Origin of the sequence: Rathayibacter iranicus NCPPB 2253 = VKM Ac-1602, from assembly GCF_003149025.1 — a bacterium.
Classification (GTDB): Bacteria; Actinomycetota; Actinomycetes; order Actinomycetales; family Microbacteriaceae; genus Rathayibacter; species Rathayibacter iranicus.
In genome coordinates, this window is the sequence record NZ_QGDV01000001.1 from 375,937 (window position 1) to 394,271 (window position 18,335).

An 18,335-nucleotide genomic window follows, 5' to 3' on the forward strand; every position below is an offset into this window, starting at 1 on the left:
CGCGATCGTTCAGGACCAGCGCATCGCGTACACGCGCGCCAGGACATCGGCGGTCGGCAGCGCGAGGGCGGTGCGCAGGAGCGCCTCGCGGCCCCGGTGAGCGAGTGGGCCGGCCGGGCGTCCGAGCGCCATGTTCGCCTCCGCTTGCCGAGCTGCGCGACGAGCCGCCACCGTCCGTCGGCGGGCGAAGTCGGGCCATAGGCCGACGGCTCCGTCGCGGATCGCGCCGACCAGTAGAGGAGCTAGCTCGGCCGCGTCGAGCCAGCCGAGATTCATGCCCTGCCCGCCGATGGGGCTGATTTCGTGCGCGGCGTCGCCAAGGAGCACGACCCGGCCGACACCCATCCGCTCGCTCTCACGCCGACGCACTCGGAATCCGCTCAACATACTGCACGTCGCCGGATCCGCCTCGGCCCCCGTCCGCTCGCGGACCGCGGCGGCCAGGGCGCGTGCCGCGTCCTGATCGGGGGCCTCCTCGGGTCGCCACGCAGGGGCGCCAAGGGAGCGATCGGGTCCGCTCAGCGCGACGTAACGCCGCCGACCATTCGGCAAAGGGAACGACTCGACGACGCCCCGTGGGCCGACATCGACCAGCGCGGTGGCGCTCAGGGCAGCGGGCTCGGGATCGGCGAAGTCGCCCATCACGTAGCGGTCCGGATAGTCGTGGCCGGTGCTACGGAGGCCGAGCAGGTCGCGCACGGTGCTGCGGGCACCGTCGGCTCCGACGACGAAGGCAGCGCGGACGGCGACCGGCTCACCGCTGGGGCCGGAGCCCGTCGCCTCGATGGACCGTTCGTGCCGGTGCAGGCCGGTCAGAGCGAGGCCGGGGCGCAGTGCCTCCGGAGCCGCGAGGTGCAGCCGGTCGCGCAGGATCGCCTCGGTTCGGTGCTGGTCAAGCGTGACGACGTAGGGGTGCGTGGTGGAGACGCGCGCGAACGAGAGTGTACCGAGAGTGCGGCCACGGCTGCGGGCGACGCCTTCTCGTACCAGAGCGGCTTCGGCAAGCACGGGCGCGTCGGCGCCGATCGCGGCGAAGGCGTCGAGCGAGGGCGGGTGGATGCCGATCGCCCGCGAGCCGTGTGGCACCGAGGAGCGCCGCTCCCATACCTGCACGGCGACTCCGGAGCGAGCGAGGAGCGCGCCGAGGAGGAGGCCGACAGGACCGCCGCCGACCACGAGTACGTCCGTCTGCGCTCTCTGGGTCTGCGCTGTCACGGGACCGAGCCTAAGCAGGGGTGTGGTGGCGGGCGAGGGGGTGCGCGGCGGCGCCGTCCGTGCTCCGAGTGTGTCGACAGTCGCGAGCCCTGGGGTTGACGACCGTGACAGCCACGCCGAAGCAGGCGTCGTGCTCGGACTATCCACGCACCGCATTCAGCAACGCTGAGCGCGACCCGCGGGAGTGGCGCCCAGGGCGACCGGAGCGAGAGTGCGGGGTGGGACGTGGACGGTGTGATGCGCCTTGCGCGGAGCGGGCGGCGCCCCCAAGCTGGGGCCATGGTCGGACGCGGCATCCTGGAGACGATTGGGGCCGTAATTGTCGCGCTCTCCGTGATCGCGCTGATCGTCGCGGCCGTGGCCGTCGGCTCTGGGGTAGAGATTGCGTTTCTCGGGGTGCTCGCCGCCTTCGCCGCCGGGACGACCGGGGTCGGTCTCCACGTGGCCGGGCGAGAGGCGCGCTTCCGGCGCGAAGGTCGCTAGACGCGGAGGCCCTCGTCCGACAGGTGTCTGTCAGCGCACCGTCGCGCGGGCCTTCCGTCGAGAGTGGGGCGCGGAAGTGTTCGTTACCGAGGTCCATACGGCGCGCAGGGCGGTTGAGGGCGCGTGTGCGGATGTGTGACCTCGATTGCGAACAGCGCCACGGTTCCCGGCGGCCTTCACCGACGGTAGTGGGCGCGCACCTCCGCCTGCCATCGCTCGCGCTCCTCCTCCGTGATGAACGCCGCATCGAAGGAGTTGAGCGCCAGCTGCTCCAGCTGAGCGTCGTCCATCCCGAGGTCCTCGACCAGGGCGCGGTAGTTCTCATCCACGTAGCCACCGAAGTACGGCGGGTCGTCGCTCGAGATAGTGACGACGAGGCCCGCGCGCAGCATCGCGGGCAGCGGATGATCCGCCATCGTGTCGACAGCCCGCAGCGCCACGTTCGACAGCGGGCAGACCGTGACGGGGATCCGCCGCTCGCGCAGCATCGCGACGACCTCCGGGTCCTCCATTGCCCGGATGCCGTGATCGACCCGCTCCACCTTCAGCAGCTCGACCGTCGCGGCGACGGTCTCGGGTCCGCCTTCCTCGCCGGCGTGCGCGACCAGGCGCAGGCCCTCGGCGGCCGCGCGCGCGTAAACCTGAACGAATAACTCCGGACCCCAGCCGACCTCGTTCGAGTCCAAGCCCACGCCGAGGATGTGCTCGCGGTAGGGCAGGATCGTCGTCAGCATCTCGTCGGCGGCCTGTGGCCCCAGATCGCGCAAGAAGCACATAATCAGTGCGGTCGAGATTCCGTGCGTCTGCTCGCTGGTGCCAAGGGCGCGAGTGATCCCGGCCATCACTGTCTCCAGCGGCACGCCGTTGCCGAGGTGAGTCTGCGGATCGAAGAAGAGTTCGGCCCGACGGACATTGGCTGCCTTCGCCCGGTCGAGGTAACCGGTCGCCAGCTCGAAGAAGTCGCGCTCGGTTTTCAGGACGGTGAGATTGGAGTAGTGCAGCTCCAGGAACGAGGCGAGGTCGGTGAACGCGTACCGGGCGCGCAGGGCGTCAAGGTCCTCTGTCGGCAGGGTAATCCCGTTGCGCCGCGCCATCTCGACGATGTGCTCGGGCTCGATGGTGCCCTCGAGGTGAATGTGCAACTCGGCGCTGGGCGGGGCGGGGAACGCGAGGCGGGGCATGGGGATCCTTTGAGCGCGGGACGGCGATGCTCCCGACGCTAAGCGGCGCCTGTTTCGCGGGCGTTTCCCGCCCGAACCGGCCACATGACGTCTGGCCGCGATGACCCTCGGGCCGCCAGCGAGATGCCCGCCCGGACGGGCTTACTAGCGCGTCGCGCGCCGATCCGGGCAGCTCAGCGACGGGCGCGCTCGTCAGGCCTCCGGGATTCCCGCTGCCCGGCGGACCAGCTCCGCGACGGTCGCTCGGGTCGTGTCGTCAGCTGAGGTGAGCGCGTAGGCCGTCGGCCAGATCGCGCCGTCGTCCAGCTGAGCGCCGTCCTGGAAGCCCAGGGTGGAGTAGCGCGTGCCGAACTTGGCGCCGGGCTGGAAGAAGACGATGGCCTTGCCGTCGGTGCGAGCATAGGCGGGGAAGCCGTACCAGGTCTTGGGCAGCAGATCGGCCGCATACTCGGCGACGACATCATGCAGCATCTGCGCGATCGGGCGCTCGACGTCGGTCATCGCGGCAATCGCCGCCTCCGCGTCCTTCCTGTCGGCGTCGGCCTTGTCTGCACTTTTCTGCCGCTTCGCCTCTGCTCGGAGCTCGGCTGAGCGCTCCTTTATCGCCGCACGCTCGTCCTTTGAGAAGCCGCTGTCGGTGACCATGTTCGTCCGTCCCGTCCGTGTGCTGGCGCCTCGTGTGGGGCTGCCTCCGCTTCATGGTGTCAGCGGCGACGCCAGCGGCACAACGGCGTGCCGACGTCGACGTGTGCCTTCAACCGTCGATTGAGGGACGCCGCCCCGCGGATGCCCGCGGATGAGCTACCTCCGATCGCTACGCATGGCGCTAGGACCTCGATGGAAGCACCGTTTCGCTTCCCCCAAGAAGCTGCTGGCTTTGCCGTTGCATTCGGCAGAACTGATAATGGATACGCGTACGCCGTAAAGCAGTCATTCGTACTGACGATCAAGTTCCTGCAATGCCTTTTGCCTACTCGGGTTTGCTCGTCGGCTATGAGCGGACGTATATCTACGGCACAACGTTCCAGAGTGTCGAACATAGACTTGCGACTGGCCGCGCCAAAGTCAGTTCGCCAGAGAGGTCCCTCCGGATTCACTGCCTGGACTAGAGTGTCGATCCGCCCGGCGCAGGAATCAGTGGTACCGATGTCCGCCCAAATGTTCTGAACAATTCTGTGACGCCGGCCGCCCGGATTCCCCGGGATATTCCGGCATATCCATTGTATGGAGTCGGAGTGGTTGCTGTCCAGGAGTCTGCCGCATGAGACCATCCCGCCGAGTAGTTGCCAACCTGCATACTGCCCTGCGCTTGTGCTTCATCTTCGGGTTCGCTAACAAGTAATGGCAGACTGGTGAACAGCGCTCTCAGCGTTTGCGGGAAATTTGCCGCTTGCGCCAACGCGACACCGACTGGATCAAGATCCCGCTGTATGCGACGCACGCAATGACCGCCCACCACGTCCGCAGCCATCCGAGGACGGCGATCCAGCCTCCGAGCGTCACTATGACGGCAATAAGAGTTATCAACCGCTCTTGCCGCCTGTACCAGCGCGATTCCGCATTCCTCTCCACGCTCACACTCCACATCTACCCGACTAAGCAAATGCGTCTAGCCGGAAGTGACCATACCTCATCACAGTTGGCTCGTCAAGAGGTTCGCTGCCCATCACGGTCGCGGGTCAAGTTGGAGGACGTCGCGTGTTTCAAGGAGCGCGGGTGCGAGGCTGTTGGTGAGGTCGCGGCAGTCCACGGCGGGGCCTCGGGAACATTCCACGCTCGGTGCAGCGAGTTGGCGTTCCACGGCGGTAATTTGAAACAATTTGCTCTCAGGCTGGCAAGGAAGGAACGTCAATGACCATCTCGTCCACGAGACTCCTTGTCCTCGGTGTCGTTCGGCTGCGTCGGCCTGTCCATGGCTACGAAATCCAGCGAGAACTTGAGTCTTGGAACGCTGACCAGTGGGCGAGTATCGCGCGCGGATCCGTTTACAATCAGCTAAGGAGCCTGTCAAAGGATAGATTCGTTTCGGTTGTGGCAGTTGAAAAGAAGGATACCCGCCCAAGTCGTCACCTGTTTCAGGTGACACCGTCGGGTGCAATCGAGTTCGCTCGTCTGCTCGACGATATTTTGTAGTAAGTTCCTCGAGTCGTTCGACACGCAGATGCAGACGTGGTTTCCTCCCGGGGGCAATAACTATGTTCAAGAGATTTTGCTGCTGACGTACGAGTCCTTCGTCGCTGAGCGTCGCTGGGCACTTGCGTTCTTAGATCGGGTGCGGTCGGGTAGTTATTCGCTTGCCTCCACAAGCATCCTCCCGCGACGGACTGCGGTTGGTCGGATCGCACCGAGCCGGTGAGATCAGCGCGGCAGCCCGGCTCGTGGCCGTTACCGTGGGCGGATGCGCCTCCTCCTGATCCGCCATGGGCAGACTTCCTCCAACGTCGCAGGGCTCCTCGACACCCGCGTTCCCGGACCGGGCCTGACCGACCTTGGCCGTCGCCAAGCCGAAGCGCTGCCCGCTCTGCTCGCCGACGAGGGGATAGGCGCTCTCCTCGTCTCGACCATGCGCCGCACCCACGAGACAGCCGCTCCGCTCGCCGCCACTCTCAGGCTCGAGCCGATGGAGCGGGCCGACATCCGCGAGATCGCGGCGGGCGATCTCGAGATGCGCGGTGACACGGCATCGGTCGACGAGTACATGAGCACGGTGTTCCGCTGGGCGGCCGGGGAGACGTCCCTCCGGCTCGCGGGTGGAGAGACGGGAGATGAATTCGCGGCGCGCTTCGACGCGGTGGTCGGGGAGGCGGAGGCGACCGGCCATGCGGTTGTCGCGTTGGTCAGCCATGGTGCGGCCATCCGCTGCTGGGTGGGACTGCGTTCGTTGGACCTTGATGCGACCTTCGTCTCCGACCATCCGCTGGACAATACGGGCGTCGTCGTGCTCGAGGGGTCAGGGACCGGGTGGTCGCTTGTGTCTTGGCAGGGTGAGCCGGTGAGCGGAGTCGGCGCGTCGGCCCCGTCCGGCCCGACTGGCGACATCACGTCCTCAAGTTGACAGCCTCACGGGTGCCGCCCCTCGCGCCATCAGGACGGTAATCCCGCATCACGGAAAAACCCGCCCTAGCCAGCGGTTTACACGAATATGCCGCATGCAGGTATCACCCCGCACTCAGCTGACGTTTGCTGACCGCCGACTCCGCGGCTACCGTGGACGGCGGTCCTGACGGACCCCGATGAACCGGTCCGCGCTAGCACGGCGTCCCCACGACGCACCGCGAGCGTACGGTCAACGGGAGTGGAGGTGGCCCCAAGGCCGCCTCGGACGCACGAGGATCGCCTCCACCCCTGCCGCGCAGAGCGGCGGGGCGCACCTAGAGGCTCGACGGACGACTGTCCCACGCTCCCGACCCGGCACCACGAGATGAGCGCAGGGCGTCACCCCTGTGCGCCGACGGAGTGTACGTGCAGCAGAACCAGCAGATCAGCAGCGAGCCCCGGAGCGGGGCGGGCGCCGCTCTGGAGGCCCGCGGCCTCTTCAAGGTGTTCGGGCGCAAGCCCGACGAGGCGGTCCGCCGCCTGCGCGCAGGCGCTGACCGCACTGAACTCGACCAGGCAACGGCGGCCGTCATCGACGCCTCCTTCTCGGTCCGCCGCGGCGAGATCTTCGTCGTGATGGGCCTCTCCGGCTCGGGCAAGTCCACGCTCATTCGCATGCTCAACGGCCTCCAGGAGCCGACGGCCGGCGAGGTCCTCATTGAGGGCAGCACCATCACCGGCGTCTCCGCGGCCGAACTGCGGCGCGTCCGCCGCTCGTCGGTGTCGATGGTCTTCCAGCACTTCGCGCTGCTCCCGCACCGCACGGTGCTCGACAATGTCGCATATCCGCTCGAGATCCAGGGTGTACCCGCCGCTGAGCGCCGCGAGCGCGCACTGCTTGCCGTCGAGCGCGCCGGTCTCGCCGGCTGGCACGAGAAGACGCCCGACCAACTCTCGGGAGGCATGCGCCAGCGCGTCGGCCTCGCCCGCGCTCTCGCCGCTGATACGGGGATCGTTCTGATGGACGAGGCGTTCTCGGCGCTCGACCCGTTGATCCGCCGCGAGATGCAGGAGCAACTTATCGAGTTGCAGCACGAGCTTGGCAAGACCATCGTGTTCATCACGCACGACCTCAACGAGGCGATGTTCCTCGGCGACCGCATCGCGGTGATGCGCGATGGCCGCATCGTTCAGATCGGCACGCCGGAGGAGATCCTCACCGATCCGGCCACCGATTACGTCGCGCAATTCGTTCAGGACGTCGATCGCGCTCGCGTGCTCACTGCCGCTGCCGTGATGGAGCCGGCGCGCTCGGTGGTCACGCTCTCCGCGGGCCCGCGTGCGGCGCTGCGCAGCATGCGCGATCTGCAGACGTCGGCGGCGTTCGTGGTCGGCAGTGGTCGCCGCCTGCTGGGGACGGTCCGCGACAGCGATGTGATCGAGCAGGTCCGCCTCGGGGTGAGTGACCTCTCGGCTGTGCTGGTCTCCGACGTCGTCACCGTCGCTCCGGACACCGCGCTGCACGAGGTCATCGAGCCCGCCGTCGAGTCGGCTCTGCCGGTCGCGGTAGTCGACGCGGAGGGGCGGCTCCTCGGCGCGATCCCGCGGGTGACCCTGCTCGCCGCTCTCGGCAACGTGCAGACGGGCGAGCAGCCCGTCGTGGAGTCGCCCGCGGCGCTCCCGATCGGCCTCGTCACTGCGACTCTGCATGCGACGGGCGGACCGGTTGACGATGCGCTGCTCGCGACGGAGGGGGGCACTCGATGAGCGGCCTCAGCTTTCGCCTCCCGCTCGGAGCCGCTGCGGAGGGCGCTTTCACTCTGCTCACCCACACCTTCCAGCCGTTCTTCGATGTGCTCCGCACCGTCTTCGGCGGCCTCTACTCCGGTGTCGATCTCGTGCTCGCCACTCCGCCCTTCTGGGTGATCGTCGCTTTCCTTGCCGTGCTCGCCTATGCCGTCCGCGGTTGGGTCTTCGGGATCGCGACGGCCGTCGGCCTCTTGGTGATCGTCGGGGTCGACCAGTGGGACAACGCGATGGACTCGCTCGCGCTGGTGCTCGTCTCCTCCGTCATTGCGATCGCTCTCAGCGTGCCGTTGGGCGTGCTCGCCGCGCGCAACCAGACGGCGTCGGCCGTCATCCGGCCCGTTCTCGACCTGATGCAGACGATGCCGGCCTTCGTTTACCTCATCCCCGCGCTGATCCTGTTCCGCGTCGGAGTTGTGCCGGGGATCGTCGCGACGATTGTCTTCGCGATGGCGCCGGGCGTGCGACTGACCGAACTGGGCATCCGCGGCGTCGACCCGGAACTGGTCGAGGCGGGGGAGTCGTTCGGCTCGTCGAGGTGGCGCATCCTCCGTCAGATCCAGTTGCCGCTGGCGCTGCCGTCGATCCTGGCGGGGCTCAATCAGGTGATCATGCTGTCGCTGTCGATGGTCGTCATCGCGGGAATGGTTGGCGCCGGGGGATTGGGGGGAGATGTGGTCGCAAGCCTCAACCGGATCGACATCGCGCTCGGGTTCGAGGCCGGTATCGCCGTCGTCATCCTGGCTGTCATCCTCGACCGGATGACCGGAGCGCTCGGCAGTCCATCGCCGGCACGCCTCGCCCGAGCCCGCGACCGGCGCGCCGTAGTCGCGACCCGCGCGGCCGTGGGCGTCGTCTCGATCGGGCTGGTCGCCTCTCTCGGCGCAGCAACGCTGGCCGTTCCGGCCGCCGCGGCCTCGGTCGATAACGGCGACCGCACCGAGGTCACCATTGCTGTCTTCCAGGGGTGGGACGAGGGCATCGCTGTCTCGGCGCTCTGGGAGTCCGTGCTCGAGGCCAAGGGCTACGTTGTCACCCTGCAGAACGCCGATGTTGCACCCGGCTTCCAGGGCCTGTCGACCGGTGACTACGACCTCGCCCTCGACACCTGGCTCCCGGTGACGCACGCGAGCTACGTGGAGAAGCACAGCGATTCGATTGTCGATCTCGGTGCATGGAACGACGAGGCGAAACTCACCGTCGCGGTGAACGAGAACGCCCCGATCAACTCGTTGGAGGAGCTCGCCGCGAACCCGGGCGTCGTGGGGAATCGTCTGATCGGCATCGAGCCGGGCTCCGGCTTGAACCGGACGATGACCGACGCCGTCATTCCGGGATATGGGCTCGAGCGGATGGACTATTTGACCTCCTCCACGCCGGCGATGCTGCAGGAGCTATCGAATGCGACCCGTGCCGGTGAGAACATCGCTGTCACACTCTGGCGCCCGCACTGGGCGTATGACGTTTTTGCGCTGAAGAATCTCGCGGACCCGAAGGGCCTGCTCGGCAAGGCGGAAAGCCTGCACTCCTTCGGCTCGGCGTCATTCGATGCCGATTATCCGACAATGAGCCGCTGGATCCGAAACTTCCGGATGGACTCGACGACGCTCGCCTCCCTCGAGAATGCGCTGTTTAACGCTGGCAAGGGTGACCGAGCTGCCGCGCTCGACGGCTGGGTGGGCGAGCACCGCGCCTACGTTGATGCGCTGACGTCCTGACCGTTTTGCGTCCGCGAAATGTCGCGAGATGCTGTCCAGCGGACCTTTCTCGCGACATCGCTGCGGACGGTCGAGATCCCCGAGAACGGCGGGGCATTTCGACCGCCCGAACACATCTCGCGACATTTCGCGGGTTAGCTGCGGGCGGCGGCGTATTGCGAGCGGATGACCGCTCGGTAGTCCGGCGCCGGCTCGGCGACCGAGGTGATCGTCCAGGTTGGACGCGAGCCGGTCAGCGCCCACGCGGCCTGCACGGCGGCGCCGTCGGCGACGTACTCGCCGGGCGTCGGCACCACCACGGGGGCGTCGAACACCTGCGAGGCCGAGAGTTGCACGGCCCGGTTCTGCGCGGCACCGCCGATCAGCAGGATGCGCCGCGCCTGGACGCCGTGCGCGCGGACCGCGTCGAGACCGTCCGCGAGCCCACAGAGCATCCCCTCGATCGCCGCGCGCGCCAGATTCGGCCGCGTGGTCGACGCGATGGTCATCCCGTGCAGGCTCGCCGTCGCGTCGGGCAGGTTCGGAGTGCGCTCGCCCTCGAAGTAGGGGACGAGCACGAGCCCGCCCGCGCCCGGCTCCGCCTCGAGCGCCAGGGCGGCGAACTCGTCGAAGTCGCTGCCGAGCAACGCGGCGATCGAGGCCAGCACGCGCGCCGCGTTGAGCGTCGCGACGAGCGGCAGGAAGCGTCCGCTCGCGTCGGCAAACCCGGCCACGGTTCCGGAGGCGTCGTGCACCGGCTCGTCCGTTACCGCGAACACCGTGCCGCTCGTGCCGATGCTGACGACCACATCGCCAGGGCCTGCGCCGAGCCCGAGCGCGGCGCCCGCGTTATCGCCCGCACCGGGACCGACCACGAGGCCGCCGTCGGTCCGGCCCGCTTCCTCCGACGGGCCGAGCACGCGGGGGAGCAGTGGACGGTGGCCGAGCGCGCGCTCGAGCAGGTCGAGGTCGTAGCCGTCGGCGCCCCAGTACGAGGTTCCGGAGGCATCGGAGCGGTCGGTGGTCAGCGCGTCGAGCTGCGGTCCTCGGGCGGAGTCGGGGCCGTAGCCAAGGAGGCGCCAGGTCAGCCAATCGTGCGGGAGCGCGACGGCGGCGACGCGGCCCGCGTTCTCGGGTTCGGTGTCGCGCAGCCAGCGCAGCTTCGTCGCGGTGAAGGAGGCGACGGGTACCGATCCGGTGCGCTGGGCCCACGCCTGGGCTCCAAGCTCCTCGATCAGGGCGGCGGCCGCGGGGGCGCTGCGGGTGTCGTTCCAGAGCAGGGCGGGGCGGATGACCTGCCCCTCGCTGTCGAGGACCACCATGCCGTGCTGCTGCCCGCCGATCGAGATCGCGGCGATGTCATCGAGTCCGCCGGCGTCCGCGAGGGCTGTTTGCAGTGCCTCCCACCACGCAGCCGGGTCGACCTCGGTGCCGTCGGGGTGACTGGCCCGTCCGGTGCGCACGACGGCGCCGGTGTCGAGGTCGCGGACGACCACCTTGCAGCTCTGGGTCGACGAGTCGACTCCTGCGACAAGCGTCATCGCCGTCACCTTCCGTTCGTGGCCGTTCGGGCGGAGTCGACTCCGCCGAAATAGGGGAGAACGGACGAGATCCCGTGCCGCGGCAGGGGATCTCGTCCGTTTCAGGGGATCTCGCGACATTTCGCGAGATCTAGGAGGGGGGAGGGGAGGGGGGTTAGCGGGCGCCGAGGAGGTGCTCGGTGGCGAGTTGCTGGAGGCGGACGAAGCCGAAGCCCTTGCCGTTCAGGTAGGCGTCGGTGTTGAAGGACTCGTAGGCGGCGGTGTCGGCGAGCAAGTCGTCGTACGACTCGCCCTCGTTCAGCGTCGGGATCGAGAGTTCGGCGACCTTGGCGGTGGCGAGCGCTTCCTGCACGTCAGGGTCAGCGCGGAAGGCCGCGGCGCGCTCCTTGAGCAGCAGGTAGGTGTGCATGTTCGCGGCGGCCGAGTCCCAGACGCCGGTCTCGTCCTCGGTGCGCGAGGGCTTGTAGTCGAAGTGGCGGGGGCCGTCGTAGGCGGGGACGCCGCCAGGGCCACCGTTTTCGAGCAGGTCGACGAGTGCGAACGCGTTGTGGAGATCCCCGTGGCCGAAGACGAGGTCCTGGTCGTACTTGATGCCGCGCTGACCGTTGAGGTCGATGTGGAAGAGCTTGCCGTGGTACAGCGCCTGGGCGATGCCGGCCGCAAAGTTCAGGCCCGCCATCTGCTCGTGACCGACCTCGGGGTTGACACCGACTAGCTCGGGGCGCTCGAGGGAGTTGATGAACGCGATCGCGTGGCCCAGGGTCGGCAGGAGGATGTCTCCGCGGGGCTCGTTGGGCTTGGGCTCGATGGCGAAGCGGATGTCGTAACCCTTGTCGGTGACGTAGTCGCCGAGCAGGTTGACGGCCTCGCGGTAGCGCTCAAGCGCGGCGCGGATGTCCTTGGCGGAGTCGTACTCGGCGCCCTCGCGGCCACCCCACATGACGAAGGTCTGGGCGCCCAGCTCGGCGGCCAGGTCGATGTTGCGCAGGACCTTGCGCAGGGCGAAGCGGCGCACGTCGCGGTCGTTCGAGGTGAAGCCGCCGTCCTTGAAGACCGGGGCGCTGAAGAGGTTGGTGGTCACCATCGGCACGATCAGGCCGGTCGACTCCAGTGCGCCCTTGAGGCGGTCGATCTGAGTCTGGCGTTCGGCATCGGTCGAGCCGAAGGCGAAGAGGTCGTCGTCGTGGAAGGTGAGGCCGTAGGCGCCGAGTTCGTCGAGCTTCTCGACCGCGTGCACGACGTCCAGCGGCTCGCGGGTCGGGCCGCCGAACGGGTCCGTCCCGTTGTAGCCGATGGTCCAGAGGCCGAACGAGAACTTGTCAGCGCGGGTGGGGGTCAGAGACATGGAACCGATCCTTTCCGGCGACGTCGCCGAATTGTTGTTGAAGCCAACATATCCCCAGCGGGCGGAGGTGCGCAACGAGTGCGAAGGTCTCGATGCGCGGGCTGGCCGGGGCGGTGAGCACACCGACGTCGGCGCGTCGACCACCAGCGCGTCCCCGTAGTCCTGGAGCTCGTCGGCCGCGTCGGAACCGATCGAGACGAACAGTGCCTGGCCGGTGACCGTGGCGGTGATCGCCGGCGGCGGCTCGGCCTAGAGACCCAGCCGTATCCTCAAATGCGATAAGCCAATTCATAGCCCCTGTTTCAATTGACCCCTAGAGTCGGGGGGTAAATGGCTGCACTTCCTTTACATCCTCGCGGTGAGGGTGCATCGACCGCGGCCAGCATGATTGTCCGCTTGCTATCATGCGGGTCTCACTGCTAGTTTGTCACGCAGGAGTCACTGAGGCAGTGCTCCACTCTTCGCCGCTTTCCGTAAGGCTTCGTATGTTCATGCTGCAAGGGGCTTCGCGCACGGCTTGTGAATCCCCCGAAAGGGCCACTCCTGACTTTGATGTGGTGATTGTTGGAGGCGGCCTAGCCGGCTCGGTGGGGGCTGATGATTATCGGACTCTTCGGTCGAGGGGTAGCGGTGTCCGTGCTCACGGACGCTAGTGTTATTCGACCATCACTCGTCACCGCGTTGAAGACGTTAACTGGGCGAGCAAATCGGTGGTGTCCCGTCTCGCTAGACCGGACACCGGTGCGGATCGGTAAACCGTCCGGCGAGATAACCACATTCTTTGCCAACGATGGCAGAGTCCGCCTAGGACACGGTTATCGGGGCGTACTCCGATGAGCACATCCAAGAGATTAGACCCGCTGGGCGAGCCGAACCAGGTGTGGCGAGAGGGAACGCGCATACCGGGCGGTGAGCTCCGGACGGCGCGCTTTTGGGGAGAGGCGCTCTTCGCACCCAAACCCCTCGTCGTGGTCGCCGCACTGCGCATGAGAAATGCCGTGGGTCGAATAGTCGGAATCAAGCCCTTCGCCGATGATGCTGGCGTTCGTGGATCCCCACGCGCCGACCGCCTGGGGCCGTTCCCCGTGCTTGCAGAGACGCCAGAACACATTGCCTTTGGTATCGCCGACAAGCACCTCACCTTCCGATCATCGCTTCGGGTCTCCGCGGGCGATGGAGTCGTGATCATCGATGTGGAGACCAAGGTCTGGACACACAACTGGTTCGGCCGCTGCTACGCCGCCGGCCTCCGAATCGGACATCCCGCCGTCATGACCCTGTTCTTGCGCGCTCTGCGTCGCTCTCACCACGAGGAAGCGTGAATTCGGTCTCGATGGAGCCCCTGCTGATCGGGCAGCCCGTTAGTGCGGATGGCGGGATCGATTCGCGACCGAATGCTTGCGCAAGCGCTTCGACTCTGCGTACAGTCACTCCAGCACCACCGGTCGAAGCGCTTCGAAGCCGCGACCGTCACCGACGATGACGTCCGGCAGGAGGAACCATGGCGACCATCCACGACGTCGCCCGCGTTGCCGGAGTCTCGATCAGCACCGTCTCCTACGCCCTCTCCGGCAAGCGTTCGATCGCCGCCTCGACGCGTCAGCGAGTCGATGAGGCGGTCCGCCAGCTCGGCTACCGTCCGCACGCCGGCGCCCGGATGCTTGCCGGGGCGCGGACCCACATCCTCGCCCTCTCTGCCCCTATGCGCGGTGAACTGCACCTGCCGACCCATATGCGCTTCGTCACCGAGGTGCTTGAGCGGGCTCGCGAATCCGATTACGACGTCCTCCTGCTCGTCACCGACGAGGCGTCCAACGGCATCGGTCGCGTCTCCTCCTCTTCCCTGGTCGACGGCATTGTGCTGATGGGCGTGGACGACGACGATGACCGCGCCGAGCTGATCCGCGCGGCCGGGGTGCCCGCGACTTTCATCGGCGTTCCAGCCGACTCTCACGACCTCGCCTGCGTCGACCTCGATTTCGAGGAGGCGGCCCGCGAGAGCGTCCGCCGCCTGGCCGAGCTGGGGCACCGCTCCGTCGGCCTCCTGGAGCATCCGCAGTCCTACACCGATCGCAACGCGGGCTTTGTCCGCCGTTTCGATCAGGCGTTCCGCGCCGAGGCCGCCGTCCTCGACGTTGCGGTCACAGTGGAGCGCCCGCACATCGGCCGTCTCAGCGCCGCTGCCGCAGTCGACGCGATCCTCGCTGCTCCAGCCGCCCCCACCGCACTGGTGCTGCACTGCAACGAGCCCGTGGCGGAGGCGGCAATCGCGCGGGTTCTCGAGCGCGGCCTCTCCGTCCCCGGCGATCTGTCGATCCTGGCGGCGTGCGCCAGCTACGACGGCGGCGCCCTCCCGATCCCCACCAGCAGCCTCCCGCTCCCGTTCGACGCGATGTGCCGTGCGGCCGTCGCGCGGACCCTCCACCAGATTGACTCCGGCCGCACCGTCGGCGTCGAGCTCTTTCCGCCCTCCTATCTCGACCGCGGATCCCTCGCGCTCGCTCCGACCGGCGCGCGAGTGCCGGTCACCCTCTGATCCCTTATTCCGTTCTCACAGATGCCTCCTCCGCGGATCGTCGAAACGCTTCGACAGACGCCGCTCGGGGAGAGCCCCGTAGCACTATCACCTCTCGCAGCATCACCGTCCCGTTCGAAGGAGAACCCCGTCATGCCGCTCCGATCCAGCTCCGCCTTCCACCGCCCGCCCCTCGGCCTCAGCCGCCGCAACCTTCTCGCCGGCGGCGTCGGCCTCAGCGCGATGTTTGCGCTCACCGCGTGCTCCGGCGGCGGTTCCAACGCCGGCTCCGAGGCGCTCTCGACCAGCGTCGACGGCGCCGGCCGCACTCTGACCATGTGGGACTTTGAAACTCCCGATAGCGACCGCGGCATCGCGTGGCTCGCCGCCCGCGACATCTTCACGAAGGAGACCGGCGCCGAGATCGCCTACGAGTTCAAGGCGTTCGAGCAGTTGCGCACTGGCGCCAGTCAGATCTTCAACTCCAACTCGGCGCCCGACGTCGTCGAGTACAACAAGGGCAACGCCACCAGCGGACTGCTCTCGAGCCAGGGATTGCTGACCAACCTGGACGAGGCTGTCGCCTTCTACGGGTGGGACAAGCTGGTTCCCGGGGCGTTGCAGACGACGGCGAAGTACGATGAAAACGGCATTATGGGCTCCGGTTCGTGGTACGGCGTTCCCAACTACGGTGAATTCACCTTTGTCTACTACAACAAGGACGCCTTCGCGGCGAATGGACTTGAGGTGCCCACGACGTACGAGGAGTTTATCGCTGTCCTCGACGCGTTCGTCGCCAAGGGGATCACGCCCCTGGCCGAGGCCGGCGGCGAGTATCCGCTGCAGCAGCTCTTCTATCAGCTCGCCCTGCTCAAGGCCGACCGCTCCTGGATCACCGATTTCCAGACTTACGCAGGAGCGGTCGACTTCCAGGATGCGGCCTGGAGCTATGCGGCCGACCAGGTGAAGCTCTACGCAGACAAGGGCTACTTCTCGACGGACGCCTCCGGGCTGAAGGCTGAGGACGCGGGCACCGCCTTCATCTCGGGCGAGTACCCGATCTTCTTCTCGGGCTCGTGGTGGTTCGGCCGCTTCACAACCGAGATCACCGGTTTCGAGTGGAACACCTTCCTCTTCCCGGGCGCCGAGTTCACGATGGGCTCCGCGGGTAACCACTGGGTGATCCCCGAGACGGCGAAGAATAAGGACCTCGCCTTCAAGTGGATCGACATCACGATGCGGCCCGAGATTCAGAACCTTATCGGCAACAACGGAGGCATCCCGCTGGTTGTCGACGAGACCGCGATCACTGATGAGAAGAGCAAGGCGCTTCTCTCGCAGTGGAAGACGGTTGTCGCGGGTGACCAGCTCTCCTTCTACCCCGACTGGCCGACCGCCACCTTCTACGACGACCTCGTCGCCGCCACCCAGGAACTCATCAACGGCTCCACCACCGAGACCGCCATGCTCTCCACTCTCCAAAAGAAGTACGACGACGGAGTCGCCGACATCAAGTGACTCCCGCGAGATGCCAGGTGAGTACGCCTGCCTCGGCGAGTCGCGTACTCACCTGGTATCTCGCGGCCCGTTTTCCCCCGCACGATGTGAGCTAGGAGTGACTATGACGACGAGTGTGGCGCCGCCGCGCGAGAAGAGGGTGGGCGGGTATTGGGGTTATCTAATCCCCGGGTTCGTGTTGTTTACGTTCATTGTGCTGATCCCGCTCGTGTGGAACATCGTTATCAGCTTTACCTCGTGGCGCGGGATCAAGCCGCCGACCTTCATCGGCCTCGACAACTGGGTCGAGCTGATGGCTGACGCTCAGTTCTGGACCTCGTTCCTCAACTCCGTCTACATGATCATCGCGATGGTGATTGTGCCGACCCTTCTGGGCCTGTTGCTCGCCGCGATCCTCTTCGACCTCGTCGGCAAGAAGTTCGGCGGGCGCCTCGCCAGCTTTCTCCGCGCGACCTACTACTTGCCACAGATCCTCCCGACCGTCATCGCCGCAATCGTGATCGGCTGGATCCTGCGCCCCGATAACGGCGCGCTGAACTCGATCCTCGAAGCCGTCGGCCTGGGTTCGCTCACACACGACTGGCTCGGCAAGCCCGACACGGCGATGCTCTCGATCATGGTCGTGATGATCTGGGTGCAGCTCGGCTACCCGGTTGTCATCTTCATGGCGGCGCTGCAGCGCGTAGATCCTGAACTTTATGAGGCCGCGGAGCTGGACGGCGCAAACTGGTTCCAGCGCTTCCGCTGGATCACAGTCTCGATCATCCGCCCCGAGATCTTCGTGGTCACTCTTACCTGTACCATCGCTGCGCTCAAGGTCTTCGGCCCCATCTATGCGCTGACGCGCGGCGGGCCGGGCGACTCGACGATCGTCCCCTCTTACTACTCCTACACCGAGTTTTTCCAAAAGCAGCAGGTGGGCTACGGAGCCACCATCGCGACCGCGCTCACGATCGTCATCGTGATCCTGGCCGTGCTATTTATCCGTGCCCAGGAGCGCGTCGAGCGCAGCGAAGGAGCCCGCTGATGTCGGCCATCGAGACCCTGCCTGTCACTCAGGCAGGCACCGCGGACACTGATCTCACTGTGTCGAAGCGGGCTCCGCGCTCGCCGAAGGGCACCACGAAGCGCACGGTCGGCGACTGGGTGATCCTCGCCGTCGCCGTCGTGATCGGGCTAGCGATCATCAGTCCCGTACTGCTGATCCTGCTCAACTCGTTCAAGACGCCCGCGGAGTACTCGGCCAACGGTCCGCTCGCTTTCCCGACGGGCCTTTCCTTCGACGGCCTCTCTACTTTCTGGAGCCGCGTCGACTTCCCCGAGAAGCTGGGCAACTCGATCCTGATCTCGGGTTCGGTCGCGATCCTGGCAGTCGCGCTCTCGGTCCTGAACGCCTATGCAATCGGGATCGGCCGTGTGAGGGGACGCAGCTGGATCATCATCCTGTTCCTGCTGGCCAATATGCTCCCGCAGGAGGCCCTTCTCTACCCGCTGTACTACATGTTCAAGGCGGTCGGGATTTACGACACTCAGCTCTCGGTTATCATCATCTTTACCGTGATTCAGTCGGCGTTCGGCACCTATCTGCTCTCGAGCGTCTATGGCACGTTCCCCAAGGAAATCCTCGAGGCGGCCGCTCTCGACGGCGCGTCGAAATGGCAGATGCTCACCCGGGTGATCGTGCCGATCTCGCGGCCCACTCTCTCCGTCCTGATGATCTTCTTCTTCATCTGGACCTGGAACGAGTTCCTCATTCCGCTCGTCTTCCTGGTGAGCGACGCGACGCAGACCGTCCCTATTGCGATCTCGAGCCTCCAGGGCGACAAGATCATGGACGTCACCACGACCAGCGCGAGCGCCTTGCTGGGCCTGCTGCCGACGCTGATCTTCTTCCTGATCTTCCAGCGCACCCTCACCCGCGGCATCACCGCCGGCGCGGTCAAGTAACTCTCTTCCCTCTGTCGCAGGCGGGCCCCGTGATGGGGGTCCGTCCGCGCG

At 66.7% G+C, this 18,335-nt stretch carries 15 protein-coding genes; 10 read left to right on the top strand and 5 right to left on the bottom strand.

The window, feature by feature from the left end:
- Positions 1-9: 9 nt before the first annotated feature.
- Entirely contained in the window at positions 10-1,215 is a 1,206-nt protein-coding gene (locus tag B0H03_RS01855) for an FAD-dependent oxidoreductase (RefSeq protein ID WP_243411136.1), read from the bottom strand.
- A 279-nt stretch (positions 1,216-1,494) separates the two neighbouring features.
- Here B0H03_RS01855 and B0H03_RS01860 point away from each other — a divergent pair, with 279 nt between their 5' ends.
- Positions 1,495-1,698, top strand: coding sequence for a hypothetical protein (locus B0H03_RS01860; protein ID WP_104266434.1), 204 nt, complete (start codon positions 1,495-1,497; stop codon positions 1,696-1,698).
- A gap of 176 nt (positions 1,699-1,874) precedes the next feature.
- On the opposite strand, the gene B0H03_RS01865 is transcribed toward B0H03_RS01860, so the two are convergent.
- On the bottom strand, positions 1,875-2,879 hold the full coding sequence (locus B0H03_RS01865; RefSeq protein ID WP_104354049.1) for an adenosine deaminase: 1,005 nt from the start codon (positions 2,877-2,879) through the stop codon (positions 1,875-1,877).
- 192 nt (positions 2,880-3,071) lie between these two features.
- Entirely contained in the window at positions 3,072-3,524 is a 453-nt protein-coding gene (locus B0H03_RS01870; RefSeq protein WP_104266445.1) for a hypothetical protein, read from the bottom strand.
- Between the two features lie 1,206 nt (positions 3,525-4,730).
- On the opposite strand from B0H03_RS01870, the gene B0H03_RS17390 reads away from it, so the two are divergent.
- The 4 genes from B0H03_RS17390 to B0H03_RS17315 all read left to right on the top strand — a co-directional run bounded on the left by B0H03_RS17390 (position 4,731) and on the right by B0H03_RS17315 (position 9,439).
- Positions 4,731-5,012, top strand: coding sequence for a PadR family transcriptional regulator (locus B0H03_RS17390; RefSeq protein ID WP_104266447.1), 282 nt, complete (start codon positions 4,731-4,733; stop codon positions 5,010-5,012).
- A gap of 265 nt (positions 5,013-5,277) precedes the next feature.
- Positions 5,278-5,934, top strand: coding sequence for a histidine phosphatase family protein (locus B0H03_RS01885; RefSeq protein WP_104266448.1), 657 nt, complete (start codon positions 5,278-5,280; stop codon positions 5,932-5,934).
- Between the two features lie 407 nt (positions 5,935-6,341).
- Positions 6,342-7,682, top strand: a complete 1,341-nt coding sequence (locus tag B0H03_RS01890) for a quaternary amine ABC transporter ATP-binding protein (RefSeq protein WP_241560483.1) — start codon at positions 6,342-6,344, stop codon at positions 7,680-7,682.
- Positions 7,679-9,439 (top strand): ABC transporter permease/substrate binding protein, encoded by a 1,761-nt coding sequence (locus B0H03_RS17315; RefSeq protein WP_104266449.1) that lies wholly within the window; start codon positions 7,679-7,681, stop codon positions 9,437-9,439. Before B0H03_RS01890 ends, B0H03_RS17315 begins: the two co-directional genes overlap by 4 nt.
- A 134-nt stretch (positions 9,440-9,573) precedes the next feature.
- On the opposite strand, the gene xylB is transcribed toward B0H03_RS17315, so the two are convergent.
- Together xylB and xylA are read right to left on the bottom strand one after the other, a co-directional pair.
- A complete protein-coding gene (xylB, locus tag B0H03_RS01900; RefSeq protein WP_104266454.1) occupies positions 9,574-10,959 on the bottom strand; it encodes a xylulokinase in 1,386 nt (461 codons plus the stop codon).
- A 154-nt stretch (positions 10,960-11,113) separates the two neighbouring features.
- Entirely contained in the window at positions 11,114-12,304 is a 1,191-nt protein-coding gene (xylA, locus tag B0H03_RS01905; protein ID WP_104266450.1) for a xylose isomerase, read from the bottom strand.
- Positions 12,305-13,137: 833 nt separating this feature from the next.
- On the opposite strand from xylA, the gene B0H03_RS01910 reads away from it, so the two are divergent.
- From B0H03_RS01910 to B0H03_RS01930, 5 genes are all read left to right on the top strand, one after another.
- On the top strand, positions 13,138-13,626 hold the full coding sequence (locus B0H03_RS01910; protein WP_104266451.1) for a DUF2867 domain-containing protein: 489 nt from the start codon (positions 13,138-13,140) through the stop codon (positions 13,624-13,626).
- Positions 13,627-13,805: 179 nt separating this feature from the next.
- Entirely contained in the window at positions 13,806-14,840 is a 1,035-nt protein-coding gene (locus tag B0H03_RS01915; RefSeq protein ID WP_104266452.1) for a LacI family DNA-binding transcriptional regulator, read from the top strand.
- A gap of 132 nt (positions 14,841-14,972) precedes the next feature.
- The gene (locus tag B0H03_RS01920; protein WP_237399267.1) at positions 14,973-16,337 is read left to right on the top strand and encodes an ABC transporter substrate-binding protein; all 1,365 of its coding nucleotides are present in this window, start codon (positions 14,973-14,975) and stop codon (positions 16,335-16,337) included.
- 103 nt (positions 16,338-16,440) lie between these two features.
- Complete coding sequence (locus tag B0H03_RS01925; protein ID WP_104354419.1) at positions 16,441-17,364, top strand: carbohydrate ABC transporter permease; 924 nt, start codon at positions 16,441-16,443, stop codon at positions 17,362-17,364.
- A complete protein-coding gene (locus B0H03_RS01930) occupies positions 17,364-18,284 on the top strand; it encodes a carbohydrate ABC transporter permease (protein WP_104266456.1) in 921 nt (306 codons plus the stop codon). The genes B0H03_RS01925 and B0H03_RS01930 overlap by 1 nt, the downstream gene beginning before the upstream one ends.
- Positions 18,285-18,335 lie beyond the last annotated feature (51 nt).